This is a genomic window from Chryseobacterium sp. C-71, assembly GCF_020911865.1.
GTDB lineage: Bacteria > Bacteroidota > Bacteroidia > Flavobacteriales > Weeksellaceae > Chryseobacterium.
This window is the reverse complement of the sequence record NZ_CP087131.1, coordinates 1-17,472: the sequence shown is the minus strand read 5'-3', so window position 1 is coordinate 17,472 and position 17,472 is coordinate 1. Positions and strand designations below refer to the sequence as shown.

Below are 17,472 nucleotides of genomic sequence, written 5' to 3'. Positions count from 1 at the left end.
CAATGGGCATTTTCTGATGCCCATTTTTTCTGAATAATGGTCAAAAGAAATGTTTTAAGTAAACTCTCCAATAAGGAACTGGAAAATTATTTAACCCCCGAAAACCGCTTCGTTCCTGAAGCTGTTCAGATGGCATTTGAAATCCTTGAAGAAAGGGGACGGATTTTCAATGAATCAGAAAAAACCAACATTCAGAATATTATTCAGCAAAAAATAGAAACTGAGGCAGCAAAAAAGCACGAAGAAACAGAAAAGTGGAAAGATCATATCACAAATGATCCATCCGCTGTCAAACTATATTCAAGAACATTGATTTTGGTTTCAAGCTTTTTTTTGGGAACATTTTATGGAGCAGTTTTATTAAGTTTAAATTTCTTAAAATTAAAAAAATACGTTCCCGCTGTTTTCACTTTTCTGTTTGGAACGATTTATCTTCCGTTACAATATTATGTTTACAATTTTTTAGTTGAAAATAATTTGGTAACTTCATCAAGATACAGCCCAGAAACATTTCCTATCATTTTAGGTCCAATAATTTTGATTATAATTTGGGTGACTACAATGCCCAAGAGAATCGTGTATAGATCCCAATCTTACTTGTTCCCTATTCTGTTTGCAGTTGTCATGTTATTTCTGATTTTCAACAATTATTACGGGTTATTTTCAAGTTATTTTTTAATGAGATTTTCAGAATAGAATTTTGTGAATAGTAGATAATCATTTAACTGAACTTAAAACGAAGTTAAACTTAAATTTTCTTATATCCTTAATAGACCTTAATGTTTAAAAGAAGCATTGGAGATTGCTTCGCTATGCTCGCAATGACATGGGTTTTATTTTTTAGTCAGTTTTGCCAAATAAGAATCCTCATCCTGCAAAATCATTTCAATTTTAAAACCATTATTTACTGCCGCATTTTGCAAAGTATTAAAATCAAGATACAACCATTTAATCGGGTCTTCAGACTCGCCTTTATAGTGAACCACATAATCTAGTTCACCATAATATCCATTCGCCGGAATCAAAACTCCGCCATCTTCATCAACATCAAACATATACAAAATATCAGTGCTGTCAATAAGAATTTGTCCGTTTTTATTTAATAACGAATGAAGTTTTTGAAGGTAAATATCAATCACGTTTAGGCTTTGGAAAATTCCCGTTCCATTCATTAAAAGAAGAATCGTGTCAAAAGTTTCACCCGAAAATTCAAGCATATTCTGAGCAACTGTTTTCTGAATTCCTCTCAATTGGCAAACTTCAATCGACTTTGGTGAAATATCTAAAGCGGTAACATCTAAATTCCTTTCATTCTGAAGATAAAGTGAATGCGAACCCGCTCCTGCTCCGATGTCGAGAACTTTTCCCTGAGCTAATTTCAAAGCTTTTTTTTCGATTTTATTCATCTCTTCAAAATCTCTGAAAAGATAGTCCACCGGAAGTTCATCGAGTTCGGAAATTGAAGTTTCAGTCTGCAGATCTTCAGGATTTTCGTTTTTAAAATAATCCCAGATTGCGCGTCCCATTAAGTCTTTCATGCTGAATTTTATTGGAGCAAAGATAAAGGTTTCATTAACAAAGTATTATTTTTTTAACATCGAATTAGTAACCATTTATGTGAAATAGTTATCTTTACTTTAGTAATAAAATTATCTCTTAACATCAATATTTATTTTAAATAAATGGAAAAATGGACACCTATTACATTAAATGAATTATTTGATGAAATTCAAAAGACTGAAACTGATCTAAATGGACAATTTTGGAACTTTTGGGAATTAATAAAAATTGATCCTGTAAAATGGAATGAAAAAGATTATGGAAATATGGGCGGTGGTTTTTGGGTAGTTGCAATCTGTGGAACTAAGGTAATTTGGTATAATGATATTGAAGAAGGTTTTAATATTTCCACCTACAAAACAATTGGCGAAATTGATGAATATTGGTGTAATCAGGATGAGCTTAATATCGCAGTAAAAAAAATGTTTGAATTAATTACTTTTGGAGGGAATATATCCGGACGGGCGCGAGCTTCATTCTAATTCTTGTATCGCCATCATCCACATTTTCTATTTTTAACCCATTCCATTCCTACAAAAATTCCCTAACTTGTCTTTTCTAAAAAACGAGATTCATCTCATGACAGATAAACAATTTAATTTTCAACAGGGTTTTACATTCAGCAAACACGTTCCGGAAGAAATATCGCATTTTGACCGTGTTTTTGATGTGTTCAAAGACTTGCTGACCCACACTTCGGGCGATATTGAGGAAGCTTTTGAGTGGCTCGATATGCTCGATAAAGAATATGATATTTTCACCGACGAATATACACTTGAAGACTTTGAAGAAGACCTCAGAAAACGAGGTTACATCAAAAAAGAAGACGATTCCGAAGATGGAAATACCGGAACCGGAAAAGGTAAAAACATTCTCACAGCCAAACTTGAAGCAGCTTTGCGTGAATATGCTTTAGACCAAATTTTCGGAAAACTTAAAAAAAGCGGCATCGGAAATCACAGAACCAACAAATCCGGAGTCGGTGACGAACGTGATGGCGAAAATCGAAACTTCCAATACGGAGACGATTTATCAACGGTCAATATGACAGAAAGTCTGAAAAATGCCCAGATCAACAACGGAATTGCAGACCTTCGAATGACCGAAGACGACCTCATCGTAGAAGAAACCAAGCACAAAGCGCAGATGAGCACGGTTTTGATGATCGACATCAGTCACTCGATGATTTTATATGGAGAAGATAGAATCACTCCAGCCAAAAAAGTTGCGATGGCTTTGGTGGAACTCATAAAGCGAAAATATCCAAAAGATTCCATCGACATCATTGTCTTCGGAAACGAAGCGTGGCCAATTAAAATCAAAGACCTTCCCTATTTGCAGGTCGGTCCGTATCACACGAATACGGTTGCAGGATTGGAGCTGGCAATGGATATTCTTCGCCGAAAAAGAAATACCAACAAGCAGATTTTCATGATTACCGACGGTAAACCAAGCTGTCTGAAATTGCCTAATGGTGAATATTACATGAACAGTGTCGGACTCGACCAAAGAATCGTAACCGAATGTCTCAACAAAGCTGCTCAGGCAAGGAAACTGAAAATTCCAATTACCACATTTATGATTGCCCAGGATCCTTATCTCCGTCAGTTTGTGAATGCTTTTACCGCCCAAAATAAAGGAAAAGCTTTCCTGACAGGACTTTCAGGTTTGGGACAGATGATTTTTGAGGATTACGAGAAGAATAGGATTAAGAGGATTTAAGAAGAGCCAAGGCAAAAGTAAAAGGTTAAAAGTAAGATTCACCTCTATCAAATACTATTACTTGACTTTAGAAACATTGTGATCTTTGCTGAGTGAAACGCCTTTGCGAACAAAAAATAAGACAGTTAGTAGTAAAAAAAATCTTCGTGGACTTTGCGTTAAAATAATTTCCAACAAAGCGTACGTATTTAATAGAAATAATTACATCATTAAAACAAATGAAAAACGATACAACATTTAAAGAATTAAAACAATCAGGATATACAGACAAAACCATTAATCAGGAAATTCAGGCGAATTTGATTGCGAAAATTAAAGCGAAAGAACCTGTATTTGAAGGACTTTGGGGTTATGAAGATTCTGTGGTTCCGCAATTGAAAAAGGCAATTTTAGCGGGACATCACATCAATTTATTAGGGTTGCGCGGACAGGCAAAAACCCGAATCGCAAGAAGCATGGTCAATCTTTTGGACGAATACATGCCGATTGTAAAAGGTTCGGAAATCAATGACAGTCCGTTTCAGCCGATTTCAAAATTTGCGAGAGATCTTATCGCAGAATTGGGTGATGAAACTCCGATTTCGTGGGTTCACCGTTCGAACCGTTTCTTTGAAAAACTGGCAACTCCGGATGTGAATGTTGCCGATTTGATAGGTGACATCGATCCGATAAAAGCAGCAACTTTGAAACTTCCTTACTCGGACGAACGTGTTTTGCATTATGGAATGATCCCAAGAGCGAACCGATCGATTTTTGTGTTGAATGAATTACCCGATTTGCAGGCGAGAATTCAGGTTTCTCTGTTTAATATTTTGCAGGAAGGCGATATTCAGATTCGTGGATTTCAGTTGAGAATGCCTTTGGATATTCAGTTTGTGTTTACCGCAAACCCAGAGGATTACACCAACCGTGGAAGTATTGTTACGCCTTTGAAAGACAGAATCGGGTCGCAGATTTTCACGCATTATCCTAAAACAATTGAATTGGCAAAGCATATTACCGAACAGGAAGCGCAGGTTTCTGCAGAAGATAGAGCGCAGATTCAAATTCCTGATTTAGCGAAAAATCTTTTGGAAGAAGTCGCTTTCGCAGCTCGTGACAGCGAATATGTAGATGCGAAAAGTGGGGTAAGTGCAAGATTAACGATCAGTGCAATGGAAAATTTGGTCGCAGCGGCTAAACTTCGTTTAATAGAAACAGATGCCTCAAAAACCATTGTTCGTTTATTGGATTTTATGTCGATTATTCCGTCAATAACCGGGAAAATTGAATTGGTGTACGAAGGTGAGCAAGAAGGCGCAGATTATGTCGCAAAAATATTAATCGACAAAGCAGTAATGATTCAGTTTGAAAGCATTTTCCCAAGAATTTCTAAACTTGAAAAAGAAGGCATCAAAACTCCATACACTGATTTGATTAAATGGTTTAATAAAAATCATTTGGAACTTAATTATACTGATACTGACGAGGAATTCTACAGCAAGCTCAACAGCATTGCTCCATTGACAACCGTAATTGAAGAAAACGCTTCAGAATTGAGCACAGAAGACAAAAACTTCTGCAAAGAATTGGTTTTATGGGCATTGACCATCAGCAAGAAATTAGATAAATCTGAAAATTCTAATGCTTATACTTTTGATTCTGCAGATATCGGGCAATATTTGAGGAATTAGAATAGATGTCATTTTAAAATAATTAATCCCTTGAATTTTCTTCAGGGGATTTTTGTATAATATCAAGTATATTTTTTGCGAATAGAAGTACAGATTATCATAAAATACTTCTTTTCATCATATTATTTATTTTAATTTTGATCCTAACGATAGATTTTTAAGATCGGTATCACTTATGATGAGAAACGTCATTGCAAGGGTGCGACAAGATTTCCCGCTTTCCGGAAAGTTCATTACTAGGGTGCGACAGGCTTTCCCTTCTTCCGGAAAGTTCGTTGCAGGGGTGCGAGAAACTTTCGAGGTAACCGGGAAAGCTTGTCGCAGGGGTGCAGAGACATTTTCCGAGTGGTTTTTCTTACTTTTGAGGCTATTCATCTTTTGCTTTCATCAACTCTTTATCTTTTTTATTTTTTTTGTTTTCATTGCTAAAAACCTCATAGGTTTCGAAAACCTATGAGGTTTGAAATTTCAAGCATAATTAAACAGGATGATATTGCAGTTAGAATAGGCCTTCTCCACAATGACAAAAGAGCTTAACACGACCATTCCCCTCCTAGGGAGAGGTGGCGAAAATTCTGAAAGAATTTTTGACGGGGTGGTTTCAAAACGCACGTCTTAAAATGAATAGGCAATAGTCAATTTTTCAAAACCCATACCAATGGACAAACCACTTCCCTAGCCCCGATAGAAACGGCATCCTTTTTTGGGATTGGCGGAACGAAGAGGAGACAATTCCAAAAAAGATATAGTGGATAGCGGGATTGAGCTCCCAAAAAATATCAGTAATAAGTAATGGGCGATGAGTAATTTCTTAAAAGTAAAGCCCCGCTTTAAGAACAAAACGAGACTTTACGGGTAAAAACAAGGTTTCTTTATAAAGCAGGACCAGCTGCGCCTTTGATGTCTTCTTCTAATTTTTTTCTTTCTCGCTCTCTTCTTCTGGCGATGACCGATTTTCCGTTGAGGATTCTTATGACTCTTAAATATTCTGTACGTTTTCCGAAATGATGGGTAATCACGTAAAGCATTACTCCGAAACCGGCGACAATGATGTAGCCGAATATTTTTTTATTAGCGGAAATGATGGCATTGAGCTGAATGGTTTTCATATTGGTAGCAACGGTTTGTGGCGTGATGGTCATCCCGTCCATATAGACTGCCAAATCTCCTAAACTGACGATTTGAAACTGATATTGAAACCAAGAAAACAATGCTGAGAAAAATCCTACCGCAAGGAAGGTTCGCCATACCAAAACCAATCCTATGGCCGCCAGCATTTCGTTGAGTTCGAGTTTGTCTAAAGTATAATACCAAACCGAAATGAAGAGTGAACACATTCCGTAGCCTTTCAGAAACATCGGCAGGTACCAGCTTTCGTAGTTGAATTCGAGTACCATCGAAAAATACATAATGATTGCATAAGCCGTCATTGCTGAGAAGCCCGAAAAGATGAACATTTTAAGCGGTCTTTCTTTTTTAAACCAGAATACAGCGATGATTCCGGCTAAAAGTAATCCGGGGATCATCATTAGATTGAGATTGGCATTGGTTAGTTGGTCGTAGCCCAAAACTCCGACTGAATAGATGTTTTGAATCGACGTTGTTCCTAAAAACATTCCGAGCAACAACAGCATAAACAGTCCGTTCAGCACATTACTTTTTGTGAAAATATGAAAGGAAATATAAGGTCTTTTTAAAGTCATCTGACGGATGGCCAATAAGGCAAAACTCACAAATGCTGCGATACTTGCGTTGATAATATTTTTTGAATTTAGCCAATCCTGCTGTTTCCCAAACGAAAATACATATGCGGAAAACATAAACGTTGATACAAAAAGAATAATGCTGAGCCAATCGATGTAGTGCAACGGAACTTTTAAAGCAAAATATTTATCGTGCATCAATACCCAACACAACAATGCCAGAACGAAACACAACACCGCAGCCAAAATAAAGAACTGCTGAAAGTTATATTGTATTGAAACTTCCACGGCATAATACGCTGATACCTGATTTAATATCAAAACAAATGTGTAGAAAACGCCGTAAAAAATTCCACGTCCGCCCAGCATTGCCATTAACGGAAGGAATAATTCGATGGTAATCATCATTTTTAAAAATCCGATAACCAGAGAGGTCATTACAATAACCATCGGTTCGAAAGTGGTTGCGTTGATATAACTTAATGCACCGAGAAGCACCAATAACATCACCAATTTATCACGGACTTTGAAACGCATTTTCATTCTTAAAACCACAGGCATACATGCTCCCATCCCAATGGTGGTGGCATAGTTTGCCCATAGGAAATATTCCTGCATCACGCCGGTTCCGCCCACGATAAAACTGATGTTTCCGGTGTAGACACCTCCCAACGGCATGACCACGATAAGCAGTAAAACCATCATCAGAAGCTGTACGGGTTTCGGAACCCAATCGCTGAAAAGACCTTTGTTGTACATAATTTTTATTTTTTGGCTGGAAGTTGGAAGATGGGTGCTGGAAATTTAAAGAGCAAAGTAAAAAGGCAAAAGAGCCAAGGTTTTGGAAGTGTTTAATAATATAATTATTGATTATTAAAACTTTCTCTTTAAAAAAAGTCGTTTTACTTGGACCACAGTACTTTTTACCTGGTTCTTTTTACTTTTCACTTGGCTCTTTAATAGAAACATTCATATTCATCCCCGCACTCAGTTTTGCCACATCTTCTTTTTTGTTGGAATCTGTGAACTCGATTCTTACGGGAATTCTCTGTTGCACTTTGATGAAGTTACCAGTTGAGTTATCTGTTGGAACACTAGAATATCTTGAACCTGTTGCTGCAGAAACGGCGGTTACCACACCTTCAAACTGTTTTCCACCTAAAGCATCGGCTGTCATCATTAACTTTTCACCAATTTTAATATTCGGCATTTGACTTTCCAAGAAGTTGGCTGTGACCCATTTTTGATTGTTTAAAACGATGGTCGCAACTTGTTGTCCGGGCTGAATTAACTGTCCTTCAGAAATCGTTCTTCTTCCCATCACACCGTCGTAAGGCGCTGTAATTACGGTGTACGAAAGATTGATTTTAGCCATATCCAAAGCGGCTTTTGTTCTTTTGATTTCAGCATCGTTAATTCCTAATTTGCTTTTCACTTCGGTTGTCGAAAGGTTGGCAGATTTCTTCTGATTGACCAAAGTTTCGTAGGCTGCTTTCTGCGCATCATATTCAGTTTTGGCTTGGTCAAACTGCTGTCTCGTAACTGCTTCTGCTGCCAAAAGGTTTTTGTATCTGCCTAAATTCTGTTCGGCATTCCATAATCTTGCTTTTGCTCCGGCGATGTTAGATTCCATCACACTGACGTTGTTGGAAACTGTATTTATTGAAGAACCTGTAGCCGAACGCTGAGCCAAAGCATTTTGATACGCTGCTTCCGCTTGCCCTAATTGGGTAATGATTTCACGGTCATCCAAAATGGCTAATGTATCCCCTTTCTTCACTTGTTGGTGTTCGATGAATTTTATTTCTTTAATGTAAGCCGAAACTCTGGTGTTGATTGGATTGATGAATTCTTCCACCTGAGCTGCTTCCGTATAGGTTTTGTCGCCGATGTGAAAGTATTGACGAATCAGCCAGAATAATCCGAAACCAATCAATGCAAAAACGATGATGTTTGAAATGATGGCTCTGATTTTATTCTTTCTGTTTTGTTTTTTCTTAGCTTCAGCACTTGAAATCACAGGTTTTACTGCTGGTTGCGGTTGTGTATCTTGAGTATTTTGTTCCTTATTTTCCATTGTTTTTGTTTTATATCTTTTTTGAACACGAAATTCTTAGAGTTTTTTATTATTAATGTCTTTTTGGTGTTTTACTTATAAAAGATTTTTTGTTTTATTTTTACACGCAAAGATTTAATGTTTGATACTTTTTATTTTTAGTGTGCAAAGGCAAATAAATTTGCTGCGCAAAGCTTATGCATCAGCTTAATAAAATCAACTTGTTGATTCATCTTTGCGCACTTAAAGCTATTTTCAACCATCTTAAAACTTTGCGTTAAAAAACATTAGTACGTTTAAAATGTTTCAATTATTACAGCGTCCCAGTAGATTTCAATAAATTGTAATATTGATATAGCACATTGATTTCCGCATTCGCAAAGTCCAGTTCAGATTGAAGTTTCTGATTTTGCGCATCAATCATTTCAGCCTGCACAGCCAATTGATTCAGGTATTTTGCTTCGGTGATTTTATAATTTTCTTCGGCTAATCTTTTCGCATCATTTAAAATATCTGCTTGTTGAATTGCTTCCTGATATTTCACGTAAGAAGCATTCACATTCATATCAATATTCTGCTGTGTCAAAGTCAAAGCGTCATTAGCCTGCGTTTTCTGCAGTTCGCCCAACTTTACTTTTTCTTTGGTTTTATATAAATTATCAATGTTGTAGCTTAAAGAAATTCCACCTTGCCAACCGCTTGCGTACATATCCAAAACAGGATTTCTATTGGTAATAGGTCTTTGTAAACTGTACCCACCGAAACCTGAAAGCGTCGGCATTCTGTCGGTTTTAATAATCTCAATATTTTTAGCGGCAATACCAATGTTGGTTTGTGCAGATTTCAATTGCGGATTGCTGTCATGAGCGAGATTTAAATAATAATCCATCCCAATTCCTGATTCTTTATTGCCTAAATTTTCAACAGGAATAATTTCTGTATCCGCAGGCAATCCCAAAGCAATATTTAAATTGTAATTAAGGATTTTCCTGTTGTTAGCTAACGTTAGAATTCCCTGATCTAAATTTTTAATCGCTAATTCAGCACGGATGACTTCATTTCTCGTCAGCATTCCCTGTTTGTAAAAATCGTTGATGTTCTTCAATCGTTGTTGAGCCAATTTTTTATTGTTTTCAAAAACTGATTGTTGATTAATAATCTTATAAACATCCAAATAATTAGAGATGACCAAAAATTTCACATCCTGTTTATTCTTTTCTAAATCCAGTTCAGAAAGCTGTTCACGAAGGCCCGCCAATTCGATAGATTTATTAACCAATCCACCTTTAAAAATAAGTTGAGTAGCCTGCACGCCATAAGTACTTCCGTAATGAGGCATCTCAATGGTTGTAGAATTGGAAAAATCTTTGTCAATTGCCACTACGTTTCCCAAATAAAATTGAGTCGTAGAAGCCGTTATCGTAGGAAGTTTTTGAAGTTTGGTAATATCAGTTTGTTGTTTAGCAATATTGATATTCTGTGAAGAAACTTTTAACTGGTAGTGATTCTGAAGTGCCAGTTCGGCGACTTCATTCGCTGTCATCTGTTTTATTTCTTGTGAAAAAAACAGCGCAGGAAAGATAGTCACTACAAGCGATAGTGCTGTTTTTATGTTCTTTGTCATTTTACCTTGTTTTACGAAGCAAAGTTACGACGACTGCAATCTCAAACAAATGTTTGAGATTTGGAAAAAGATGTTCAAATGTAGGATTTTAACCTTCGAACTGATTTCGGTATTGAGAAGGACTTACCTCCAAATGTTTCTTAAAAAAGTGAGAAAATGAATATTGGTCGCTGAATCCAAGGATTGTAGAAATCTCTGAAACAGGCTTTTTAGAAGAATTTAATAAAACTTTTGCCTCATTGATTACAATTAAAGCAATAATCTGACTCGCCGACTTTCCCGTAATCGCTTTTACAACCGATGAAAGATGTCTGGTTGTAATCGACTGTCTCTCGGCGTAGAATTCCACCGTTCTGTCATTATGATGATGAGAAGCCAAATCATTGAGAAAAATGAAAACAATCTCTTCCTGTCTCGACATTTGATTCATCGAGTTACTGTCCTCGCTGGATATAATTCCAGCCATTTGGTAACAGAAAACCGAGAAAAGATGCTCCACCATTTCCTTTTTATACGTCATTTCTGTCTGAGAATCGAGAATATATTTCAAAAAATTAACACTTTTCCAAACCAAATCCATATCATCCTGATGAAAAGGAACGCCCACATTCATCTGCTGACGGAAATAGCGGTACGTTATCAACCTGTTGAATTTCAAAGACAAAGCGGAAATAAATTCGCGTTTGTAAGAAACCATCCTCGACTGAAAATCGTCGCTCACGGAAATCAATTCGTAAACCGTCTGCGGGTCAGTCACCATAAACATATTCGCAGACAATTCGAGGTCGCTGAAATGTTGTCGCAGTTTGATAGAACCGCTTTTGATGAAGATAAAAGCAGGATTATCTGGACGGAAAGGTTTGTCGGCGGAGATTCTTTCAAAGATATTATGTTGCGTAAAAATCTCAACCCCGAATTTTTCTAAAGCGGACATAAGACAAATGTAATCAATCTCTTTTTCGATTGCAAAAATTTATTATTTTAGTACACCCAAATTTGAGAATATGAGAAAGATCGATTTACTTTTCGCAGAATATGCCGAAAGCCACAGAAATTCCACCAACAAGCTGATTCACTGGATCTGTGTTCCGCTTATCTTTTGGACGATTTTAGGATTTATTTCTTTGATTCCTTCCCCACATTTTTGTGCGCCTTACTTTGGATGTATCAGTCTGGTTAGTTTGATTGTTGTTATTTTGGTGACTTTATTTTATCTCAGACTTTCTCTTCTAATTGGTTTTATTATGATTTTTGCAATGCTTTTGATGGAGCATTTGGCATATGCTTTCAATATTCATTTTGGAAACAAATCGTGGATGATTTTTCTCGCAGTTTTTGTAATTACATGGATTTTACAATTTGTTGGACATAAAATTGAGGGTAAGAAGCCGTCATTTTTGAAAGATCTACAGTTTCTTTTGATTGGACCGATTTGGTTGTTGAGTTTTGTCTTGAAGAAGTTGGGGATTAGATATTGATTTTAAATTTTGTTTTTTAAACGCAAGGTTAAGCAAAGATTTTTGTTAAAAGCTTTTTGTATATTTTTAAGGTATACAATGGCGTTCTACTTAGCAATGAAATACTATTTTTCAGAAAGTAATTTCAGTATAAAGTAATTTAAATTCAAATTAATCTTCCAAAGCATACACTGCAAAACTTGCCAACCAATGATCTCCTCCATAATTTCCTTGGAATAATAATGGAAGTCCATTGTTCAAAAAGATGGTTGCTGTTTTCTGAAATTGTTTTTTCAATGGATGATTATCAGGAAGTGTCTTAGCAATTCCTTTCATACACCATGCTTTTGTGAAAGATAAGCCCACAAGATGAACAGTTTGATAATCGCTCAGATCACTCACAACAGGAATCTTCTCAATATTTTCCAAACTTCTTTTTTCATAGAAGTTATCCAGCCATTTTACAAATTCTTTTTGGGGAAGAATTCTACGCATTAAGTCGGCAATTTCAAGGCTTGGCGAGAAAAAATCTGAACCATCAGGTTCAAGATATGCTGGAGTTTTTGTATTATTTAAATAGAAATATTTTGCTTTTTCAGTCAATTGGTTTTCAAAATCTTTATCCTTAGCAGCTCTTGCCCAGTCCAACGCAAAAACCATTGCAAATGCTGTGTTAGGATGAACTCCAGTTCTGTTTGGATAAGTTTGTTTAGGCAAATACGTTTTCCATGAAGCAAGAATTTTGTCAGTAAGAGGTTTTAAATTCTCATGCCAGATCTTTGCTTTCGGATGATTCCAGCTCATGAGTTCTTCGTCTAACTTGAGAAGCCAAGCCCAACCATACGTTCGCTCGAAAGTTGTCGTCAGCTGATATTTTGTAAAATAATCTGCTTCCACTTGAAGATTTTCCTTCTTAAATGAATTATCTAAAATATTTTCAATGTCTTTAGCAACGGATAAATTGGGTTTGGTCTTTAACAAACGAACCAGCATCCAATGTCCATGAACAGAAGAATGCCAATCGAAACATCCATAAAAGCTTGGATGAAGATCTTTTGGTGTTAGATGAACTTCATTTGCAGTATTGATAATGTGTGCTGTTTTATTAGGATATTCCTGATTAATACAGTGCAATGGCTTTTCAGAGAGCTTTATAGCCATTTCATCCGTTAATTTCGGAGATTCCTGAGCAAAAATTAAAAATGGAGAGAAGATAAATACTAAAAGACTTTTTTTCATTTTATAAAAATATTAATTAAAATTTAACTGTAACAGTCTTACAGCGAATTATTAATTAATTCCAATTAAAATATTTGAGATATTTATAACAAATAAAACCTCAAGCACGTTTTTTGATACCACATTGAAAAATTCATTTATGAAAAAGATAATTTTACCATTATTTTGTTTGATCCTTTTTAATTGTAACAAATCTGAAAATCAACATGAAGTAAAAGCAGATTTAGTTGAGATCATCGAAGACGACAAAGCAACAGGTGCGTCAATGAATATGATGATTCCGCCTCCGCCACCAAAAGAAGAAGTTCCGATAAGTTCAGTTTCCGCAAAGGCCGTAAACACAACACCAAATGTCTCAGCACCACAAAATAATAGTATTGCCAAGAAAATTATCAAAAATGGTGATCTTGAAATTCAGGTTGGGGATATAAAAAAAGCTCATCAACAGGTAAATGAAATTGTAAAAAACAATAACGCATACATCCAAACTGAACGTTTTAATAATACTGATATTGCTGAAAAACAGTTTTTCACAATCCGTGTTCCGCATAAAAATTTTGATGCTTTAATCAATTCTTTTTCTAATGGCGTTGGTTCTGTATTATCCAAAAATATTGCTTCTGATGACGTGACAGAAGAGTACACAGATGTTTCCATCAAGTTAGATAACAAGAAGATTTATCTGGAAAAATACCGTGATATGTTGCGAAGTGCAAAAACCACAAAAGACATGTTGGAAATTCAGGAAAATATTCGGGAACTGGAAGATGAGATTGATGTTTCGGAAGGACGACTTCGTTTTATCGACGACCGAGTCAACTACAGTACCTTGGAATTAATGCTGTATAAAGAAAAAGTAAGAAGTTCAGCAACATCAAAAATAGGTTTTGGAAGCCGTTTTGGAGATTCTATTACAGAAGGCTGGAATAGTTTCATAGCTTTCTTTTTAGGAATTATTTCTTTTTGGCCTTTCTTATTACTGATTCCAATAATCATTTTCGTTTGGAAAAAGTGGAGGAAAAACAGAGTTAAAAAATAAAATCATAAAACAAAAAACATCCGAATACTTGTGGTATTCGGATGTTTCATTGCAATAAATAATTTATCTAGGCATTAAAATGCGATTTTACAGTTTCTAAAACCTGCTCATCAGACATTTGTTGCGAAGTTTCTAAAGTGATTTTTAAATCTTTAAACTGAGCGGTGTCATGCAGATACTTTTTCAATTCCTCCTGAATTGTGCCAGGACCTGTAATCAATACTTCTTCAGAATTTGTAAGCAGATGTTCAACTTCCTTGAAAAATTTAACTTTATTCGTTTGTTCAGCATTATTACCTGCATTTTCACTTGAGTTTCCGTGTTGAATAATTGCTTTCACCGGACTGCATAAGAAAAATTTGAATGCATTTTGAGCATCATGATTTTTTACGACTACAGCTTTTTGGGTATCGATCCAAAGACCTGCTAATTTTTTGTCAGACATATTATATTTTTTAATGTTATAGGTATGTATAGACAAGAATGATGCTAAAGAGTTGTTAATGGCTGTTAAATAATAAATAAAGAATTTCTTAAACATAAATTTCACAAATGAATTCCACGAATGACATTATGTTTAAAAATAAATCTGCGTAATCAGCAAAATCTGCGAGAGATAAATATTCAATTTTATTTTCCTAAAACGAACACCGCAGGAATTTTATGTAATTCAGGTTTTTGTTTCTGCCAGTCCTTAATGCTTAAAGTTTTTATGAATTCATGCTCCGAATCATTAATGTTTGCAGCAATGCAAAGCTTTGTATTGGGTGAAAGAAATTTACACAAATCATCGAAGAGCGCATTATTTCTGTAAGGCGTTTCCATGAAAATCTGGGTATAACCCGTTTTTTGAAGTTCACTTTCCAGATATTGGATTCTCTTTTTCTTTTCGCCTTTTTCTATCGGAAGATAACCGTTAAAGGTAAATTCCTGACCGTTAAAACCGCTTGAAATTAAAGCTAAAATAATCGATGAAGGCCCAGAAATAGGAATCACTCTGATTTTTTTCTCATGACACCATTTTACAATCAGATTTCCAGGGTCTGCGATACAAGGAAGTCCGGCTTCTGATAATAATCCGAAATCCTGACCGTTGAGCATTCTGTCCTGAGCTTCTTTAATGTCAGAATTTTCTGTGTATTTATCTAAAAGAAATAACTTTAAATCTGCTTGCTTTTTCTCTGGAGCGAAAAACTTGATCACTTTTCTTGCAGTTTTTTCATTTTCAACAAAGAAAAAGTCGGTCTGCATGATATAATCTTTAATCACTGGTGAAAAATGAGTGATTGGGGTATTTTCTGAAAGATAGGCAGGAATTAAGAAAAGCATTGTTGTAAATTATGAGTTGAATTTTAATGAAAAAAATATGTATTCTATATCTTATTAGTGATAACCTGTTGCTGTAATTGATGTGAAATTTTATTGCATGCATTATCCAATAACTGAAAAACATTTTCAAAATCATTGATGTCGCCCCAGTAAGGATCAGGAACTTCTGAGTTTTGATGATTTCCAGCTTCTTCTAAAAACAGATGAACTTTCTGACGTTGCTCTTCATTTTTAGTCATAAAAATCACATCTTCAAGATTCTTCAAATCCATACAATAGATTTTATCAAATTTATCTAAATCTGATATAAGAAGTGGTCTGGATTTTTGTCTTGAAATATCAATGCCGTGATTGGCCGCGGTTTTCACGGCTCTTTTGTCAGGTGTTTCTCCTTCATGCATTGAAATTGTACCTACAGAATCAACAAAAAAATTGTCAGGAAGTTTAGATCTTAAAATTCCTTCAGCAAGCGGACTTCTGCAGATATTTCCTAAACAAACCATCAGTATTTTCATTGAACTAAATTTTAGAATTATATATTTTCAGTTGACAAAATTAAATAAAAAATGGAGAACAAAATTTATTCTCCATTTTCCTATTATTTTAAATTACAGATTAATGCTTGATTTTCTCTGTCAATTCTTTTACGTATTTTTTAATTTCCTTATCAATTTTAGAAACATCTTTTATCGTATCGCAAGCGTACATCACCGTTGAGTGGTCTTTCCCTCCCATTTCTTCACCAATTTTAGTAAATGTTGCATTGGTAAATTCTTTAGCAAAATACATCGCTAATTGTCTTGGTAAAGCGATTTCTCTTTTTCTTGTTTTAGATAAAAGCTGCTCTCTTTTGATTCCGAAATACTCACATACAACTTCCTGAATGTAAGGAATATTGATGACCTTTTTCTGATTGGCAGCAATCTTATTGATGGTTTCCTTTAATAATTCAAGACTTAAATCTGATTTGTAAATTGTAGAATAAGCAATCACTGAATTGATAACACCAATCAATTCTCTTACGTTGGTTTTTGCTTCTGCAGCAAGGAAGTCTAACATATCATCTGCCAAAACGATTCCGTCTCTGCTTAGTTTATCAACGATAATTTTTCTTCTTGTATCTAAATCGGGAGATTTGATCTCTGCAGAAAGTCCCCATTTGAAACGGGAAACAATTCTGTCCTGAATATCCATAATATCGACAGGAGCTTTATCTGAAGTCAGGATAATCTGCTTTCCGTTTTGATGCAGATAATCAAAAATATGGAAGAAACTGTCCTGTGTTGCCGATTTACCAGATAAGAACTGAATATCATCGATAATCAGAACATCTACCATTTGGTAAAAATTAGCAAACTCCGTCTGTTTATGAGCTTTCGCAGCTGAAATAAACTGCTGGATAAATTTTTCTGAAGAAAGATAAAGAACCACTTTATCCGGAAACTGGCTTTTCACTTCAAGACCAACCGCCTGACCAAGGTGGGTTTTACCAACACCATAACCTCCGTATAAAAATAGTGGGTTAAATGCCGTAGAACCAGGCCTTTTTGCTATAGATCTGGCAACCGTAGAAGCAAACTTGTTGCTCTCACCTTCCACATAATTATCGAAAGAAAAATCAGCTTTCAGGTTAGAATCAATATTTACTTTTTTAATTCCCGGAACAACGAAAGGATTAACAATATTAGATGAAAAACCCTGAGGCATTGTTTCCTGCATTTTTGGTGTAGGAACGGTTTTGCCTTTCATATTCATCGTAACGGGCTTTTCTAAACCGCTTGGCTTATTTTCCATTACCGAATACCAAAGTTTAACGCCTTTACCGATGTTTTTCTTCAGGGCAGCAGAAAGCAACGATAAGTAATTATCTTCAATATATTCTTTGTAAAAATCACTCGGAACCATCAACGTCAAATTGTTGTCAACCAATGAAATTGGCTGCACTTTATCAAACAGTAAGTCGAAGGATTTTTCGAGTTTTTTAAGATCAGAATTATCTTCAGCCGCGTTTAAATTATCTCGCATAAACTGAAGGCACTTCTGCCATATCATCATTAAATTTTCATCCAT

General features: G+C 35.5%; 16 protein-coding genes. 6 read left to right on the top strand and 10 right to left on the bottom strand.

What is annotated here, in order from left to right:
* The first annotated feature begins 36 nt into the window (after nucleotides 1–36).
* On the top strand, nucleotides 37–696 hold the full coding sequence (locus tag LNP04_RS00080) for a hypothetical protein (RefSeq protein ID WP_229984559.1): 660 nt from the start codon (nucleotides 37–39) through the stop codon (nucleotides 694–696).
* 137 nt (nucleotides 697–833) lie between these two features.
* Here LNP04_RS00080 and LNP04_RS00075 read toward each other — a convergent pair whose 3' ends face one another.
* Nucleotides 834–1,538: a bifunctional 2-polyprenyl-6-hydroxyphenol methylase/3-demethylubiquinol 3-O-methyltransferase UbiG gene (locus LNP04_RS00075; protein ID WP_229984558.1), complete on the bottom strand. Its 705-nt coding sequence runs from the start codon at nucleotides 1,536–1,538 to the stop codon at nucleotides 834–836.
* A gap of 144 nt (nucleotides 1,539–1,682) precedes the next feature.
* On the opposite strand from LNP04_RS00075, the gene LNP04_RS00070 reads away from it, so the two are divergent.
* The 3 genes from LNP04_RS00070 to LNP04_RS00060 all read left to right on the top strand — a co-directional run bounded on the left by LNP04_RS00070 (nucleotide 1,683) and on the right by LNP04_RS00060 (nucleotide 4,955).
* Nucleotides 1,683–2,042 (top strand): hypothetical protein, encoded by a 360-nt coding sequence (locus tag LNP04_RS00070; protein WP_229984557.1) that lies wholly within the window; start codon nucleotides 1,683–1,685, stop codon nucleotides 2,040–2,042.
* Nucleotides 2,043–2,139: 97 nt separating this feature from the next.
* Nucleotides 2,140–3,282 (top strand): VWA domain-containing protein, encoded by a 1,143-nt coding sequence (locus tag LNP04_RS00065; RefSeq protein ID WP_229984556.1) that lies wholly within the window; start codon nucleotides 2,140–2,142, stop codon nucleotides 3,280–3,282.
* Between the two features lie 218 nt (nucleotides 3,283–3,500).
* Nucleotides 3,501–4,955: a sigma 54-interacting transcriptional regulator gene (locus LNP04_RS00060; RefSeq protein ID WP_229984555.1), complete on the top strand. Its 1,455-nt coding sequence runs from the start codon at nucleotides 3,501–3,503 to the stop codon at nucleotides 4,953–4,955.
* Between the two features lie 872 nt (nucleotides 4,956–5,827).
* On the opposite strand, the gene LNP04_RS00055 is transcribed toward LNP04_RS00060, so the two are convergent.
* The 4 genes from LNP04_RS00055 to LNP04_RS00040 all read right to left on the bottom strand — a co-directional run bounded on the left by LNP04_RS00055 (nucleotide 5,828) and on the right by LNP04_RS00040 (nucleotide 11,272).
* Nucleotides 5,828–7,417: an MFS transporter gene (locus LNP04_RS00055; protein ID WP_229984554.1), complete on the bottom strand. Its 1,590-nt coding sequence runs from the start codon at nucleotides 7,415–7,417 to the stop codon at nucleotides 5,828–5,830.
* Between the two features lie 178 nt (nucleotides 7,418–7,595).
* Nucleotides 7,596–8,735 (bottom strand): HlyD family secretion protein, encoded by a 1,140-nt coding sequence (locus tag LNP04_RS00050; RefSeq protein ID WP_229984553.1) that lies wholly within the window; start codon nucleotides 8,733–8,735, stop codon nucleotides 7,596–7,598.
* 292 nt (nucleotides 8,736–9,027) lie between these two features.
* Nucleotides 9,028–10,338, bottom strand: coding sequence for a TolC family protein (locus tag LNP04_RS00045; protein ID WP_229984552.1), 1,311 nt, complete (start codon nucleotides 10,336–10,338; stop codon nucleotides 9,028–9,030).
* Nucleotides 10,339–10,426: 88 nt separating this feature from the next.
* The gene (locus LNP04_RS00040; protein WP_229984551.1) at nucleotides 10,427–11,272 is read right to left on the bottom strand and encodes an AraC family transcriptional regulator; all 846 of its coding nucleotides are present in this window, start codon (nucleotides 11,270–11,272) and stop codon (nucleotides 10,427–10,429) included.
* A 70-nt stretch (nucleotides 11,273–11,342) separates the two neighbouring features.
* Here LNP04_RS00040 and LNP04_RS00035 point away from each other — a divergent pair, with 70 nt between their 5' ends.
* Nucleotides 11,343–11,816, top strand: coding sequence for a DUF962 domain-containing protein (locus tag LNP04_RS00035; protein WP_229984550.1), 474 nt, complete (start codon nucleotides 11,343–11,345; stop codon nucleotides 11,814–11,816).
* Between the two features lie 150 nt (nucleotides 11,817–11,966).
* Here the strand turns inward: LNP04_RS00035 and LNP04_RS00030 are convergent, their stop codons facing one another.
* A complete protein-coding gene (locus LNP04_RS00030; RefSeq protein WP_229984549.1) occupies nucleotides 11,967–13,034 on the bottom strand; it encodes a DUF2891 domain-containing protein in 1,068 nt (355 codons plus the stop codon).
* A gap of 139 nt (nucleotides 13,035–13,173) precedes the next feature.
* On the opposite strand from LNP04_RS00030, the gene LNP04_RS00025 reads away from it, so the two are divergent.
* Nucleotides 13,174–14,073 carry a DUF4349 domain-containing protein gene (locus LNP04_RS00025; RefSeq protein ID WP_229984548.1) on the top strand — a complete coding sequence of 300 codons (900 nt, stop codon included), beginning with the start codon at nucleotides 13,174–13,176 and terminating at the stop codon, nucleotides 14,071–14,073.
* Nucleotides 14,074–14,140: 67 nt separating this feature from the next.
* Here the strand turns inward: LNP04_RS00025 and LNP04_RS00020 are convergent, their stop codons facing one another.
* The 4 genes from LNP04_RS00020 to dnaA all read right to left on the bottom strand — a co-directional run bounded on the left by LNP04_RS00020 (nucleotide 14,141) and on the right by dnaA (nucleotide 17,472).
* Nucleotides 14,141–14,518, bottom strand: a complete 378-nt coding sequence (locus LNP04_RS00020) for a hypothetical protein (RefSeq protein ID WP_229984547.1) — start codon at nucleotides 14,516–14,518, stop codon at nucleotides 14,141–14,143.
* Between the two features lie 185 nt (nucleotides 14,519–14,703).
* Nucleotides 14,704–15,402: an SAM-dependent methyltransferase gene (locus LNP04_RS00015; protein WP_229984546.1), complete on the bottom strand. Its 699-nt coding sequence runs from the start codon at nucleotides 15,400–15,402 to the stop codon at nucleotides 14,704–14,706.
* Nucleotides 15,403–15,446: 44 nt separating this feature from the next.
* The gene (locus LNP04_RS00010; protein WP_229984545.1) at nucleotides 15,447–15,917 is read right to left on the bottom strand and encodes a low molecular weight protein-tyrosine-phosphatase; all 471 of its coding nucleotides are present in this window, start codon (nucleotides 15,915–15,917) and stop codon (nucleotides 15,447–15,449) included.
* Nucleotides 15,918–16,017: 100 nt separating this feature from the next.
* Nucleotides 16,018–17,472 (bottom strand): chromosomal replication initiator protein DnaA, encoded by a 1,455-nt coding sequence (gene dnaA / locus LNP04_RS00005; protein WP_229984544.1) that lies wholly within the window; start codon nucleotides 17,470–17,472, stop codon nucleotides 16,018–16,020.

Excerpts from the sequence above, each read along its gene's own strand:
- LNP04_RS00020 (WP_229984547.1), bottom strand. The coding sequence starts at position 14,518 with ATGTCTGACAAAAAATTAGCAGGTCTTTGGATCGATACCCAAAAAGCT.
- LNP04_RS00035 (WP_229984550.1), top strand. The coding sequence starts at position 11,343 with ATGAGAAAGATCGATTTACTTTTCGCAGAATATGCCGAAAGCCACAGA.
- LNP04_RS00030 (WP_229984549.1), bottom strand. The coding sequence starts at position 13,034 with ATGAAAAAAAGTCTTTTAGTATTTATCTTCTCTCCATTTTTAATTTTT.
- LNP04_RS00075 (WP_229984558.1), bottom strand. The coding sequence starts at position 1,538 with ATGAAAGACTTAATGGGACGCGCAATCTGGGATTATTTTAAAAACGAA.
- LNP04_RS00040 (WP_229984551.1), bottom strand. The coding sequence starts at position 11,272 with ATGTCCGCTTTAGAAAAATTCGGGGTTGAGATTTTTACGCAACATAAT.
- dnaA (WP_229984544.1), bottom strand. The coding sequence starts at position 17,472 with ATGGATGAAAATTTAATGATGATATGGCAGAAGTGCCTTCAGTTTATG.
- LNP04_RS00050 (WP_229984553.1), bottom strand. The coding sequence starts at position 8,735 with ATGGAAAATAAGGAACAAAATACTCAAGATACACAACCGCAACCAGCA.
- LNP04_RS00045 (WP_229984552.1), bottom strand. The coding sequence starts at position 10,338 with ATGACAAAGAACATAAAAACAGCACTATCGCTTGTAGTGACTATCTTT.
- LNP04_RS00055 (WP_229984554.1), bottom strand. The coding sequence starts at position 7,417 with ATGTACAACAAAGGTCTTTTCAGCGATTGGGTTCCGAAACCCGTACAG.
- LNP04_RS00025 (WP_229984548.1), top strand. The coding sequence starts at position 13,174 with ATGAAAAAGATAATTTTACCATTATTTTGTTTGATCCTTTTTAATTGT.
- LNP04_RS00010 (WP_229984545.1), bottom strand. The coding sequence starts at position 15,917 with ATGAAAATACTGATGGTTTGTTTAGGAAATATCTGCAGAAGTCCGCTT.
- LNP04_RS00060 (WP_229984555.1), top strand. The coding sequence starts at position 3,501 with ATGAAAAACGATACAACATTTAAAGAATTAAAACAATCAGGATATACA.
- LNP04_RS00080 (WP_229984559.1), top strand. The coding sequence starts at position 37 with ATGGTCAAAAGAAATGTTTTAAGTAAACTCTCCAATAAGGAACTGGAA.
- LNP04_RS00065 (WP_229984556.1), top strand. The coding sequence starts at position 2,140 with ATGACAGATAAACAATTTAATTTTCAACAGGGTTTTACATTCAGCAAA.
- LNP04_RS00070 (WP_229984557.1), top strand. The coding sequence starts at position 1,683 with ATGGAAAAATGGACACCTATTACATTAAATGAATTATTTGATGAAATT.
- LNP04_RS00015 (WP_229984546.1), bottom strand. The coding sequence starts at position 15,402 with ATGCTTTTCTTAATTCCTGCCTATCTTTCAGAAAATACCCCAATCACT.